Source organism: Bacteroides sp. 3_1_13 (genome assembly GCF_001185845.1).
Taxonomy (GTDB): Bacteria; Bacteroidota; Bacteroidia; order Bacteroidales; family Bacteroidaceae; genus Bacteroides; species Bacteroides xylanisolvens.
Window position 1 is genome coordinate 2136257 of the sequence record NZ_KQ236955.1, and the last position, 12921, is coordinate 2149177.

The 12921-nt window shown below is 42.5% G+C and carries 13 protein-coding genes; 7 read left to right on the forward strand and 6 right to left on the reverse strand.

Features of this window, described 5'->3' with window-relative positions; translation table 11 throughout:
• The first annotated feature begins 43 nt into the window (after window positions 1-43).
• The 7 genes from ndk (at window position 44) to folE (ending at window position 5433) form a co-directional block, all read left to right on the forward strand.
• Complete coding sequence (gene ndk, locus HMPREF9009_RS07650) at window positions 44-508, forward strand: nucleoside-diphosphate kinase (RefSeq protein ID WP_004307843.1); 465 nt, start codon at window positions 44-46, stop codon at window positions 506-508.
• 19 nt (window positions 509-527) lie between these two features.
• A complete protein-coding gene (locus tag HMPREF9009_RS07655) occupies window positions 528-1397 on the forward strand; it encodes a peptidoglycan DD-metalloendopeptidase family protein (protein WP_004307844.1) in 870 nt (289 codons plus the stop codon).
• A 122-nt stretch (window positions 1398-1519) separates the two neighbouring features.
• Window positions 1520-2062: a DUF1599 domain-containing protein gene (locus HMPREF9009_RS07660; protein WP_004307845.1), complete on the forward strand. Its 543-nt coding sequence runs from the start codon at window positions 1520-1522 to the stop codon at window positions 2060-2062.
• On the forward strand, window positions 2052-3410 hold the full coding sequence (locus HMPREF9009_RS07665; RefSeq protein WP_004307846.1) for a BT_3928 family protein: 1359 nt from the start codon (window positions 2052-2054) through the stop codon (window positions 3408-3410). The genes HMPREF9009_RS07660 and HMPREF9009_RS07665 overlap by 11 nt, the downstream gene beginning before the upstream one ends.
• Before the next feature lie 106 nt (window positions 3411-3516).
• Window positions 3517-4275, forward strand: coding sequence for a triose-phosphate isomerase (tpiA, locus tag HMPREF9009_RS07670; protein WP_004307847.1), 759 nt, complete (start codon window positions 3517-3519; stop codon window positions 4273-4275).
• A gap of 110 nt (window positions 4276-4385) precedes the next feature.
• Window positions 4386-4835, forward strand: coding sequence for an SPOR domain-containing protein (locus tag HMPREF9009_RS07675; RefSeq protein WP_004307848.1), 450 nt, complete (start codon window positions 4386-4388; stop codon window positions 4833-4835).
• A 7-nt stretch (window positions 4836-4842) separates the two neighbouring features.
• A complete protein-coding gene (gene folE, locus HMPREF9009_RS07680; protein ID WP_004324710.1) occupies window positions 4843-5433 on the forward strand; it encodes a GTP cyclohydrolase I FolE in 591 nt (196 codons plus the stop codon).
• Window positions 5434-5546: 113 nt separating this feature from the next.
• Here folE and dnaG read toward each other — a convergent pair whose 3' ends face one another.
• The 6 genes from dnaG to HMPREF9009_RS07710 all read right to left on the reverse strand — a co-directional run bounded on the left by dnaG (window position 5547) and on the right by HMPREF9009_RS07710 (window position 12804).
• Window positions 5547-7625: a DNA primase gene (dnaG, locus tag HMPREF9009_RS07685; protein ID WP_032851002.1), complete on the reverse strand. Its 2079-nt coding sequence runs from the start codon at window positions 7623-7625 to the stop codon at window positions 5547-5549.
• 180 nt (window positions 7626-7805) lie between these two features.
• A complete protein-coding gene (locus tag HMPREF9009_RS07690) occupies window positions 7806-8579 on the reverse strand; it encodes a prephenate dehydrogenase (RefSeq protein WP_004307851.1) in 774 nt (257 codons plus the stop codon).
• A 130-nt stretch (window positions 8580-8709) separates the two neighbouring features.
• Entirely contained in the window at window positions 8710-9771 is a 1062-nt protein-coding gene (locus HMPREF9009_RS07695) for a bifunctional 3-deoxy-7-phosphoheptulonate synthase/chorismate mutase type II (protein ID WP_004307852.1), read from the reverse strand.
• A gap of 108 nt (window positions 9772-9879) precedes the next feature.
• Entirely contained in the window at window positions 9880-11058 is a 1179-nt protein-coding gene (locus HMPREF9009_RS07700) for a pyridoxal phosphate-dependent aminotransferase (protein ID WP_004307853.1), read from the reverse strand.
• On the reverse strand, window positions 11033-11881 hold the full coding sequence (locus HMPREF9009_RS07705; protein ID WP_004307854.1) for a prephenate dehydratase: 849 nt from the start codon (window positions 11879-11881) through the stop codon (window positions 11033-11035). Before HMPREF9009_RS07705 ends, HMPREF9009_RS07700 begins: the two co-directional genes overlap by 26 nt.
• A 476-nt stretch (window positions 11882-12357) precedes the next feature.
• Window positions 12358-12804 (reverse strand): transposase, encoded by a 447-nt coding sequence (locus HMPREF9009_RS07710; RefSeq protein WP_004307855.1) that lies wholly within the window; start codon window positions 12802-12804, stop codon window positions 12358-12360.
• Window positions 12805-12921: the final 117 nt, after the last annotated feature.

Consider the following 12921-nt stretch of genomic DNA (forward strand, 5'->3'; position numbering starts at 1 on the left):
TTTTAGTAAATGTATTGTTTAACCATTTGCAAAGTCGAGTATTATGCTTGAAAAAACGCTGGTCATTTTAAAACCATGTACCCTTCAACGGGGATTGGTTGGTGAGATTACTCATCTTTTTGAACGTAAAGGATTACGGTTGGCCGGCATGAAGATGATGCAACTGACTGATGAATTGTTAAGCGAACATTATGCCCACCTTAGCGGCAAACCTTTCTTTCAGCGTGTGAAAGATTCGATGATGACAACTCCTGTCATTGTTTGTTGTTTCGAAGGTGTGGATGCTATTCAAACAGTCCGTACGTTGGCGGGACCGACTAATGGACGTTTAGCTGCCCCAGGCACCATTCGCGGGGATTACAGTATGAGCTTTCAAGAGAATATCGTTCATACATCCGATTCTCCGGAGACTGCAGCTATTGAATTAACGAGATTTTTTAAACCGGAAGAAATATTCGATTACAAGCAGGCTACATTCGATTACCTGTACGCAAACGACGAATATTAATTGAATTGACAAAGAAGGAATGAATTTTAGCATTATTAAAACAGGATTGGTCGCTGTTGCGGCTATGGTCAGTCTGAGCTCTTTCTCACAAGACCTGATTGCCCGCCAAGCACCGATAGACAAGAAATTAAAATCAGTAGACTCTTTGGCCTTGCAGAAGCAAATCCGTGCCGAACAGTCCGAATATCCCGCCCTAAGTCTTTATCCAAACTGGAACAACCAGTATGTACATGCTTACGGAAATGCTATTATCCCTGATACGTATACAATCGACCTGACAGGTTTCCATATGCCAACTCCAAGTACAAAAATTACTTCGCCTTTCGGTCCTCGTTGGAGAAGAATGCATAATGGGTTGGACTTGAAAGTGAATATAGGTGATACTATCGTAGCTGCTTTTGACGGTAAAGTACGTATCGTAAAATATGAGCGTAGAGGATATGGAAAATATGTCGTTATCCGTCATGATAATGGATTGGAAACAGTGTATGGTCATTTATCAAAACAATTGGTTGAAGAAAACCAATTAGTGAAAGCCGGAGAAGTAATCGGTTTGGGTGGTAACACCGGACGCTCTACTGGTTCGCATCTTCATTTCGAAACCCGCTTCCTGGGGATTGCAATTAATCCGATTTATATGTTCGACTTCCCGAAACAAGATATCGTTGCCGATACTTATACGTTCCGCAAAGCAAAAGGCGTGAAGCGTGCTGGTTCTCATGATACTCAAGTGGCTGACGGTACCATCCGTTATCACAAGGTGAAGAGTGGCGATACATTGTCCCGCATTGCTAAATTGCGTGGCGTATCAGTCAGTACACTTTGCAAACTGAACCGTATCAAACCGACCACTACTTTGCGTATCGGACAGGTTTTGCGTTGTTCATAAAAAATATAGCTTATAAAACAGTAATACAATATCTTTAGGAGAGGGCACTTTAATATAATTTAGAGTGCCCTCTTTCTGTTTTTACTTAATTATTGTTACCTTTGCGCACTATTTGGAAGAAGATGAAAGATACCAAGCAACAATTTGAACATGTCATCGCTTTGTGCCGTGACTTATTTTCCAAGAAGCTGCACGATTACGGACCTGCATGGCGTATCCTGCGTCCGGCTTCGGTGACTGACCAGATTTTTATTAAAGCCAATCGGATTCGAAGTATTGAAACCAAAGGAGTAACCCTGATTGACGAGGGAATCCGTGCCGAGTTTATTGCGATTGTCAATTATGGCATCATCGGACTTATCCAGTTGGAACTGGGGTATGCCGAGTCTGCCGACATCAGCAATGAAGAAGCGATGGCTTTGTACGATAAGTATGCAAAAGAGGCATTAGAACTGATGCTTGCCAAGAATCATGATTATGATGAAGCCTGGCGGAGCATGCGTGTCAGCTCTTACACAGACTTGATTCTGATGAAAATCTACCGTACCAAGCAGATTGAGAGCTTGGCCGGCAATACATTGGTGTCAGAAGGTATTGATGCCAATTATATGGATATGATTAATTACTCTGTTTTCGGACTGATTAAGATAGAATTTGAAGGATAAGAACTTACATATCATTCAGGAGGTAGTGGCGAATATGTGTCGTTTTCTTTTGGCGGCATCGTTCATCTTTTCCGGATTTGTAAAGGCAGTTGATCCGCTGGGTTTCCAGTATAAGATACAGGATTATCTGACTGCATTCGGAATGGCTTCCTGGTTCCCTTCATTCTTCCCTTTATTGGGAGGTATCGTTTTATCTGCCGTTGAGTTTTTTATAGGTATCTCTTTGTTCTTTGCAACAAGAAGAACATTGGCTACCTCATTGGCTTTGATGCTGATGATTTTCATGACGCCACTGACCTTGTATCTTGCCATCTTTGATCCGGTTTCGGACTGCGGTTGTTTTGGTGATGCCTGGGTATTGACGAATTGGGAAACATTTGGAAAGAATATCATTCTGCTGTTTGCGGCAATAATGGCTTTCCGTCACAGGAGGATGCTGATTCGTTTTATCAGTGTGAAGATGGAGTGGCTGGTTTCTCTTTATACGCTGTTTTTTGTGTTTACTTTATCGTTCTATTGCCTGGACCGTTTGCCTGTTTTAGACTTTCGTCCTTACAAGATCGGAAAGAATATCCTAGAAGGAATGACAATGCCCGAAGGAGCCAAACCAAGCGTATATGAAAGCATCTTTATCCTGGAGAAGAACGGAGAGCAGAAAAAATTTACGTTGGATAACTATCCGGATAGTACCTGGACATTTGTCGATACGCGTACCATCCTTAAGGAAAAAGGATATGAACCGGCTATTCACGATTTCTCTATGATAGATCTGAATACGGGGGAAGATATAACAGACGATGTATTGACGGATATAGGATATACTTTCCTGTTGGTTGCCCATCGGATTGAAGAGGCGGATGATAGTAACATTGATTTGATTAATGAAATATATGACTATTCGGTGGAGCATGGCTACAAATTTTATTGCCTCACTTCTTCACCGGAGGAACAGATAGAACTGTGGAAGGACAAGACAGGAGCCGAATATCCTTTCTGCCAAATGGATGATATAACATTGAAGACGATGGTTCGCTCCAACCCGGGGTTGATGTTGATTAAGAACGGAACCATTCTGAATAAATGGAGCGATGAGGATATACCGGATGAATACGTACTGACGGACAAGCTGGAGAATCTGCCGCTAGGAAAGCAGAAAGTGAGCAGTGACGCTCATACGGTAGGATATGTTTTTCTGTGGTTTGTTATTCCGTTGTTGTTAGTGCTTGGGGTGGATGTGTTGGTCGTTCGCCGCCGGGAACGGAAAACTGCGAAGCGGAAGCAACAAGAAGAAGAGATAAAAAGCAAAGAACCGGAAACAAAGAATCAAGGAATAGAAGAACAAGAATAAGAAAAAATGATAACGAGCGACCCTCTGTAACGAACACTAACCTGAATCGTTCAATCGTCAATCGTCCAATCGTAAATTTATTAACCCTTTAAAATAAAAAAACAAAATGAGAAAGAACATTGTTGCAGGAAACTGGAAAATGAACAAAACCCTTCAAGAGGGTATCGCTTTGGCTAAAGAACTGAACGAAGCATTGGCTAACGAAAAGCCTAACTGTGATGTAATCATCTGTACTCCGTTCATCCACTTGGCTTCTGTTACTCCGTTGGTAGACGCTGCTAAGATTGGTGTAGGTGCTGAAAACTGTGCAGACAAAGCATCAGGTGCTTATACAGGTGAAGTTTCTGCTGAAATGGTTGCTTCTACTGGTGCAAAATATGTAATTCTGGGACACTCTGAACGTCGTGCATACTACGGTGAAACAGTTGCTATCCTTGAAGAAAAAGTAAAATTGGCTTTGGCTAACGGTCTGACTCCGATTTTCTGTATCGGTGAAGTGTTGGAAGAACGCGAAGCTAACAAGCAGAACGAAGTGGTAGCTGCACAAATGGAATCTGTATTCTCTCTGTCGGCTGAAGACTTCTCTAAGATTGTATTGGCTTACGAACCGGTTTGGGCTATCGGTACAGGTAAAACTGCTTCTCCTGAACAAGCACAGGAAATCCATGCCTTCATCCGTTCTATCGTAGCTGACAAGTATGGCAAAGAAATCGCAGACAATACTTCTATCCTTTACGGTGGTAGCTGCAAACCTTCTAACGCTAAAGAACTGTTCGCTAACCCGGACGTTGATGGTGGTTTGATTGGTGGTGCTGCTCTGAAAGTATCTGATTTCAAAGGTATCATTGATGCTTTTAACGCATAATTAAAACTTCTTTCAGGCACGGATTTCACGGATTACACGATATCGTTTAGTCCAAGAGATTTCAAAAACTGTATAATCCGCGTAATCCGTGCCTAAATATTATTTATAGAATGAGAAAACTAGCTTTACTTACTTTGTTGTTGGTATTGGCAGTTGTCGGTGTACAGGCACAGGGCATTGTCAAAAGTCTGGAACGTAACGTTCCGGGACAAGGAAAGGTGACTATTCATCAAGATCCCCGTATTGAGGCTCTGATAGGGATGGAACGTCCTGCAACAGGTGAACAGAAAGTAATAAAGACTTCCGGATTCAGAATACAGGCGTATGCCGGTAATAATACTCGTCAGGCTAAGAATGATGCTTATCATGTAGCATCACGCGTTAAAGAGTATTTCCCTGAATTGACAGTATATACTTCGTTCAATCCACCTCGTTGGCTTTGTCGTGTAGGTGATTTCCGGAGCATTGAAGAGGCGGACGCAATGATGCGTCGGTTGAAGTCTACCGGTGTGTTCAAAGAGGTTTCTATTGTAAGAGACCAGATCAATATTCCTTTATAATTGTATCATGTTAGAAAAAGAAGAAATTGTTTCTCCGAATCTGGAGGAGTTGAAGAGTCATTATCGTAGTATTATAACTTTGTTGGGTGAAGATGCCGAACGGGAAGGGTTGCTGAAAACTCCGGAACGGGTGGCTAAAGCAATGTTAAGCTTGACGAAAGGGTATCACATGGATCCTCATGAAGTGCTTCGCTCTGCTAAATTCCAGGAAGAATACAGTCAGATGGTGATTGTGAAAGATATCGATTTCTTCTCCCTTTGCGAACATCACATGTTGCCGTTCTACGGGAAGGCACACGTGGCTTATATTCCTAACGGCTATATCACCGGGTTGAGCAAGATAGCCCGTGTAGTCGATATATTCTCTCATCGCCTGCAAGTGCAGGAACGCATGACACTGCAAATCAAAGAGTGTATTCAGGAAACACTGAATCCACTTGGGGTAATGGTGGTAGTGGAAGCCAAACACATGTGTATGCAGATGCGTGGTGTAGAAAAACAAAATTCTATTACTACTACTTCGGATTTTACCGGGGCTTTCAATCAGGCAAAAACTCGTGAAGAGTTTATGAATCTGATTCAACACGGGACTTTGTAGAGAAAACCTGGTAAGAAATGCTATTTGGTTTCGGTACCGGGGAAGGCAGGCTTCGGCACCGATGAAGAGGGTGTGCGGCACCGATGAAGACATCTCTCGGCACCGATGAGGAATCATCGCAGAACAACCCTGTCACCCAATCGTTTTGCCATGATGCTTTGTACGGTCTTCAACTCATTAAAGCGTTTCATAAGCGAGTCACATTTTTCATTATCATGGGCAAGAGCAGGATCTTGCAGGGCATAAAGCATGTGCTTCAATTCCTCCGTTACGATTGCATATTTGAAGTTAATCATTAACATTGGAACCATTTCATAGAGACGCTCTTCATCTGTTACGATCTTTTGGGATTTGGAGTGGTATTTACTAAGCTGATACCGCACATTAATCAAATCCACACTCAATTTACTGATTACCGGATCAGGATGTGCCAGGAAATAACGTTCAGCAATGAAATTGGAATCATGCATGTGTGCAGCAGCTTCCGATAACATTTGGCGGTGCAACGGATTATGAAAAGCTAACTCATCTTCTTTCAAATCATTAATCACATATTCTATAACGGTTACCGGAATCTCGTTTCCTTCTTCATCAGTCAGGTTACACATGATTTTTTCTCCATAACGAACTACCGCTTGTAATATCAGCCGTTCGAATTTGTAGAATTCTTGTCCTTCCTTTCCTTCCTGGGGGATAAAAGATGCATAGTTGTCTTCCTGCAGAGCGGGAGGAACCTCTGTATATCCGTTATCTATTTCAGGAGGCAACGGAATATCTCCGTTGGGCATCGGAGCATTTTCAGACGGTGTCCCTTGAGACATTGTAGCTGTTCTTTCAGCCATCCGGCGTTCCCGTTCCGTCTGTTCAGCTCGTTTCTCTGCTTGAGTTTCCCGTCTTTTGGCAACTTCCGATACCAACAGCTTATCTTCTACATGAAGTAGCTGTGCACATTCTTTGATATAGACATCTCTGACAATCGCTTCCGGGATAACAGAAATACTTTGCACCAAGTTACCAATCAGTTCCGCACGCTTGATGGGATCTTTTCCTGCATCCTCCAGCAGCAAGTTTGTTTTGAAGCGGATAAAGTCCGTTTCATGTTCAGAGATGAAAGCCTGGAATTCCGTTGAGTTATGTTTGCGGGCAAAAGAGTCCGGGTCGTCCCCATCGGGAAGAAGACAGACTTTGATATTCATACCTTCCTCCAATAACATGTCAATTCCCCGGATAGAGGCCTTGATACCCGCTGCGTCACCATCGTAAAGCACAGTCATATTGTTGGTGAACCGGTGAATCATACGGATTTGTCCCGGTGTAAGGGCTGTTCCCGAAGAAGCAACCACATTCTCTATACCGGATTGATGCATGGAGATTACATCCGTGTAACCTTCAACCAAAAAACAACGGTCTTGTTTTACAATAGCCTGTTTGGCAAAATATATACCGTATAATTCGTTACTTTTATGATAGATTTCCGATTCGGGTGAATTGACGTATTTTACTTTAACCCCTTTCGTTGCACTGGCAAGTACACGTCCGCCAAAAGCCACCACTTTACCGGAAAGCGTATGGACAGGGAAAATTACACGTCCCCAAAAACGATCTCGCAATCGGTGGTCGTCCGTTTCGTAGCAAAGTCCGGTTTTTACCAGATACTCTTTTTTATATCCTTTTTGGATTGCCTCTTTGGCGAATGCATCGTGACTTTCAGTACAGTAGCCTAGTTGGAATTTCTCAATAATGTCATCGCGAAAACCACGGTTGCGGAAATAAGCCATACCGATGCTACGCCCGTCTATATGATTTTTTAGTATGTTTTGGAAATAATCGCGCGCAAAGTTATTGACGATAAACAGACTTTCACGTTCGCTTTGCACAAACTTCTCTTCATCGCTTAATTCCCGCTCCTTGATTTCAATATTGTATTTCTTGGCAAGGTACTTCAGCGCTTCCGGATATGACATCTGCTCGTGCTCCATAATGAAATGCACTGCGTTTCCACCTTTTCCACAAGCAAAACATTTGCATAATCCCTTGGCGGGAGAGACATAAAAAGAAGGGGTTTTATCACTATGGAACGGACACAAACCGACGTAATTGACACCACGTTTGCGCAGGGTGACAAAATCTGAAACGACATCCATAATTTGTGCCGCGTCCAATATTCGGTCTATGGTAACTTGATCTATCATTCTTTCTCCTGTGAATCCGTTTTTGCGGATACAAAGGTACACATAAAAAAATCCCCTGCAAACAAAAAAGTATGCAGAGGATCGTTAAATCTTGCCTATATAAGGGATGGTTCTGTAACCGGAGAGGCACACGGAAGATTATTATTTCCCTTGATCCCTCTCTATATAATAGATAATGGATTATTTAATCTTCTCCCGAATCTTAGTCAGATACTTTTTCATTCCTTCCGCATCTTTGTTCTCGATAATTTCGAGAAGATTCTTCAACTCCGTGCGGATATTGGCTACCTGTCCCGGAGTGCGTGGGTTGAACAGGATTTCCTGAAGCAGGTAGTCGTCTTCGCTTAATAGGCCTTTGGCAATTGCCATGTGCTTTTTGAACGTAGTTCCCGGAGCTTCCTGATGTTTCATGACGGCAGCAAATACAAAAGTCGATACGAACGGAATAGAAAGCGAGTAAGCTACTGTTTCGTCGTGTTCGTCGAACGTATATTCGAAGATGTTCAAACGCAATGTCTGATAGAGATCTTTGAAGAATATTTTTCCCAGGTGGTCTCCTTCACTGATGATGATGGCATTCTCGCTGCTTAGATTACTAAGACTAGCAAAAGTAGGGCCAAACATCGGGTGGCTGGAGACATAACGGAAACCGCTTTCTTCATAAAACTTCTTCAGTCCTGTTTTTACAGAGGCAATGTCACTAATGATACAGTCTTTCGGTAACACAGGCAATACTTTATGAAAGGCATCCAGCGTGTACTTCACTGTAACGGCATTAATAACCAGTTCCGGTTCAAAGTCCTTAATCTCCTCCAATGTGGTGAAACGATACGTGTTATAGACAAAACGCAACTGGTGCGGGTTGACGTCGAACACGGCCGTCTCATGTTGAAAGCTTAATATATCAGTAAAGAAAGAGCCCATTTTGCCGGCTCCAAGGATTAATATTCTCATAATGTTTATTTAAAAATCCTTTCCCTAACCCTCTTTCAAGGAGAACAGACTGATAATTACTCTTATCAATATGAACAGGAGGTTACTTTCTTTCCTCTCTTTGGAAGAGGGTTAGTGGAGAGACTGCTTTTTATTTATTAATAATTTCCATCTGTTGACGAACCGATTCTTCGTGGATGGCTTCGAAAATCTTCTTCATAAACTCGCTGTCCATACCGCATTGTTCGCCCTGCGCACCACGTTTTTCCAAGATTTCATTGTAACGTCCGGCTTGAAGAACGGTGATTCCATGCTCTTTTTTGTAAGTACCGATTTCGCGGGCTACGCGCATTCTTTTTGATAGTTCCTGAATGATATTGTCGTCACATTCGTCAATTTGTTTACGGAGTTGTGCCAGACTTTCGGTAGATTGCGTTTCAGTACGGATCACCAGCAGATTGAGGATATAGTCGAGTACGTCCGGAGTAACTTGTTGGGAAGCATCGCTCCAAGCGCAATCCGGGTTACAGTGGCTTTCTACGATCAGACCGTCGAAGTTCAAGTCCATCGCCTGTTGGCAAAGCGGAGCTACTAATTCACGTTTTCCACCGATATGGCTCGGATCACAGAAAATCGGAAGATTAGGGATACGGCGGCGCAGTTCGATAGGAATATGCCATTGGGGAAGATTACGGTAGATCTTCTTGTCATAGCTGCTGAAGCCACGATGGATAGCACCCAGGCGTTTCAAACCAGCGTTGTTGATACGTTCCAGTGCTCCGATCCATAATTCGAGATCCGGGTTCACCGGGTTCTTAACCAATACAGGGATATCAACACCTTTCAGCGCATCAGCGATTTCCTGTACGGCGAAAGGATTGGCAGTGGTACGTGCGCCTACCCAAAGAATATCGATGCCCGCTTTCAGACATTCGTAAACATGTTTGGCTGTTGCTACTTCCGTAGAAACATACATTCCTGTTTCTTTCTTTACCTCTTTCAACCAGGCAAGACCTTCTACGCCGATACCTTCGAAACCTCCCGGTTTGGTACGCGGTTTCCAGATGCCGGCACGGTATATTTTCTGTCCTTTTGCAGCCAGTTGTTTGGCTGTATCCATTACTTGTTCTTCAGTTTCTGCGCTACAAGGGCCGGCAATGACAATCGGTCTTTTAGCTTCAATGCCCGGTAATAAAATTGATTCGAGTTCCATATTCTTATTTGTTTTTATTCTTTTAATAACTTGTTTTCGTTGAAATTATTCTGTCTCATTATGCTGCTGTTTTCTTCTCTTTTTCTTTGAAGAGAGAACAACAGAAACCTATATTCTTTTTATTCTTTCCAGTGCTTCCGCCAACTTATTGTCTTTGCAACAAAGAGAGATACGAATATATCTTGCTCCGTTACTGCCGAAAATAAATCCCGGAGTGATAAACACTCTTGCTTCATGCAATACCTTTTCCGTTAGCTCCTCTACATCCTTGCAGGAAGCGGGAATCTTTCCCCAAAGGAACATTCCTACTTGTTTTTCGTCGTAGGTGCATCCCAATGTTTTCATAATCTCACCGGCGAGGTGACGACGGTTGCGATAGTTTTCGTTATTGCCTTCATACCAGTCTGCTTCTGCTTCAAGAGCAGTTGCTGCAGCCAGTTGCATGGCACGGAACATACCGCTGTCGATATTACTTTTCACTTTCAATATCCATTGTACGAATTCTGCGTTCGATGCCAGCATACCGATACGCCAGCCGGGCATATTGTGACTCTTGCTCATAGAGTTGAACTCGATGCAACAGTCTTTGGCTCCCGGCACACTTAGAATACTGATAGGCTTATCGTTCAGGATAAAGCTGTACGGATTGTCGTTCACAATCACAATATTCTTTCGGCGGGCAAAATCAACAAGGCGCTCATAGATTTCCGGAGTAGCATTGGCTCCTGTCGGCATATTCGGGTAGTTGGTCCACATTAGTTTTACACGACTAAGATCCATCTTTTCCAGTGCCTCAAAGTCGGGCATCCAACCGTCTTCTTCTTTCAGGTCATAGTTGATAACTTCCGCGCCAAGTATTTTACTTAAAGAAGTATAGGTGGGGTATCCCGGATTCGGGACTAACACCTGCTCACCCGGATTGACAAATGCCAGCGTAACATGGAGGATTCCTTCTTTCGAACCGATCAATGGTTGTATTTCCGTATTCGGATTCAGTTCCACTCCGTACCAGCGTTGATACCAATTGGCGAAACCTTTGCGCAGTTCGGGGATACCTACATACGGTTGATAACCGTGTCCGTTGGGATCATGAGCATTGTTACACAATGTTTCGATGGTTTCCCTTGAAGGAGGCATATCGGGGCTTCCGATACCGAGGCTGATGACATCTTTTCCTTCAGCATTCATCTGTGCTACCTCTTTAAGTTTCTTTGAGAAGTAGTATTCGCTAACACTTGCCAATCTGTCGGCAGGAGCGATTTTATACGTTTGACTTTCCTTCTGCATATTCGCCTAATAATTTAAGTTCTTTGGTTAATGGAGTGATTGCGGCAATAGATTGCTTGTATCTTAGATAATCGTTGAAAGCTACATCTACGTAAAATTGGTATTCCCATTCCCGTCCGATGATTGGCAACGATTGGATTTTTGTCAGATTGATATTATAGAACGATAGAATAGACAAAACCTGTGACAGACTACCTTCTGTGTGCGGAAGAGTGAATACCATACTCGCTTTGTTGGTTGCGTTGACATGATGTTGGCGGAGTTCGTCCACTTGCCAGGGATCGGCAACTACCAGAAAACGGGTGAAGTTGTGTTTGTTCGTTTCAATGCCTTCCTGAAGAATTTTCATGCCGTAACGTTCGGCTGCTGCTTTGGAGCAGATAGCGGCATGGCCTTTCAGACTTTCATTCTTGATGATTTCCGCGCTGCGGGCAGTATCTTCACCTTCCACTACTTTCAACTGTGGGTGCTGATTCAGAAATTCGCGACATTGCATCAGGGCGATAGGGTGGGAGTTGACTTCAGTCAGGTCTTCCCAACTCTCATCAGGGAGACAGACGAAGCTGTGCGAGATACGCAGTTTGTATTCACCGATGATTTGTGTGCCGCTTTGTCGCAGCAACTCATTGTTGTGCAGCAAGCTTCCCGCAATTGTATTCTCGATGGCTAGCATTCCGATAACCTGGCTGTCTTTTCGTATCGAAGTAAACACGTCTTCGAAGTTGGCACAACAGATTAACTCTATTTCTTCTCCCTCGAAGTACTTGTGTGCGGCGATATCATGATATGAGCCGAGTGTTCCTTGAATTGCTATCTTTTTCATTGTTCTAATGTATTATATAAAAAAATCCCGCGTCCATATTGGAGCGGGATTCATATGATTGATTTCTCTATTCAGTCCTTAAGCATCACTGTCACTTGATACATACAAACTCCCGCTCTACTTTGTTGCTAAAGTAAAAGTAAAAAAAGAAGTAATATGCATAAGTAAATGATTTCATTCGAATCTTTGTTTTTTGCTTTGGTTTCTAATTCTGGGGCAAAAGTAATAATTTTCTGTTAGATGCAAACAAAAAACGATATTTTTTTTGTTTTTTCATCAAAAACAAATGAAAAGGTCATTCTGTTTTGAGCTTTACATGTCGTCTTTCTCTGGTTTGCGTGTAGCCTTTTCTTTCATTAAGGCTGAAAGCCTTCTATTATATAGCGTAGGGCATCGCCCTACGTAAAAGCATACACCTAACATAAGCCCTGAAAGGGCGGGACTACTTGGACGTTTACGTCTTTCATAGTATGATTCTATATAAACTCTTCATTATATTCAACCTGATATTCTTTTAGAAACATTTTCAGTTCATCTTGGAAGGTCATTTTTTTGTGATGCTCTTTTTGTCCCAGAATATATCGAGTTACAGTCTCAACTTTTGATTGACTGACTGAGAAAGCTCCATATCCTTCTTGCCAGGAGAAATCATGATATGAGGGTCCTAAACTTTTTATCCATTTTGACGAACTACGTTTTACTTCTTCTACCATTTTGGATAATGCGATGTTTTTGTTGAGAATACATAGGATATGTATATGATTGGTAAATCCGCCTACTATGATAGGTGGGCAGTCTATGTTTTTCAGAATGCCGGAGATGTATTTGGATATTTCTGATAATTTATCCTCGTTTATACTGTCCTTCCTGTATTTAGTGCTGAAAGTCAGATGAATATAGTTCTTTGATAGGGATTGTGGCATATAGTTAGTTCATGTTCCGCCCTTTCAGGGCTTGTATTTGGGTTTTATAAATACGTAGGGCGATGCCCTACGCTATATAATGGAAGGCTTTCAGCCTTATCAATGTTGATGTCAATC

Excerpts from the sequence above, each read along its gene's own strand:
- ndk (WP_004307843.1), top strand. The coding sequence starts at position 44 with ATGCTTGAAAAAACGCTGGTCATTTTAAAACCATGTACCCTTCAACGG.
- HMPREF9009_RS07655 (WP_004307844.1), top strand. The coding sequence starts at position 528 with ATGAATTTTAGCATTATTAAAACAGGATTGGTCGCTGTTGCGGCTATG.
- HMPREF9009_RS07660 (WP_004307845.1), top strand. The coding sequence starts at position 1,520 with ATGAAAGATACCAAGCAACAATTTGAACATGTCATCGCTTTGTGCCGT.
- tpiA (WP_004307847.1), top strand. The coding sequence starts at position 3,517 with ATGAGAAAGAACATTGTTGCAGGAAACTGGAAAATGAACAAAACCCTT.
- HMPREF9009_RS07675 (WP_004307848.1), top strand. The coding sequence starts at position 4,386 with ATGAGAAAACTAGCTTTACTTACTTTGTTGTTGGTATTGGCAGTTGTC.
- folE (WP_004324710.1), top strand. The coding sequence starts at position 4,843 with ATGTTAGAAAAAGAAGAAATTGTTTCTCCGAATCTGGAGGAGTTGAAG.
- dnaG (WP_032851002.1), bottom strand. The coding sequence starts at position 7,625 with ATGATAGATCAAGTTACCATAGACCGAATATTGGACGCGGCACAAATT.
- HMPREF9009_RS07690 (WP_004307851.1), bottom strand. The coding sequence starts at position 8,579 with ATGAGAATATTAATCCTTGGAGCCGGCAAAATGGGCTCTTTCTTTACT.
- HMPREF9009_RS07695 (WP_004307852.1), bottom strand. The coding sequence starts at position 9,771 with ATGGAACTCGAATCAATTTTATTACCGGGCATTGAAGCTAAAAGACCG.
- HMPREF9009_RS07700 (WP_004307853.1), bottom strand. The coding sequence starts at position 11,058 with ATGCAGAAGGAAAGTCAAACGTATAAAATCGCTCCTGCCGACAGATTG.
- HMPREF9009_RS07705 (WP_004307854.1), bottom strand. The coding sequence starts at position 11,881 with ATGAAAAAGATAGCAATTCAAGGAACACTCGGCTCATATCATGATATC.
- HMPREF9009_RS07710 (WP_004307855.1), bottom strand. The coding sequence starts at position 12,804 with ATGCCACAATCCCTATCAAAGAACTATATTCATCTGACTTTCAGCACT.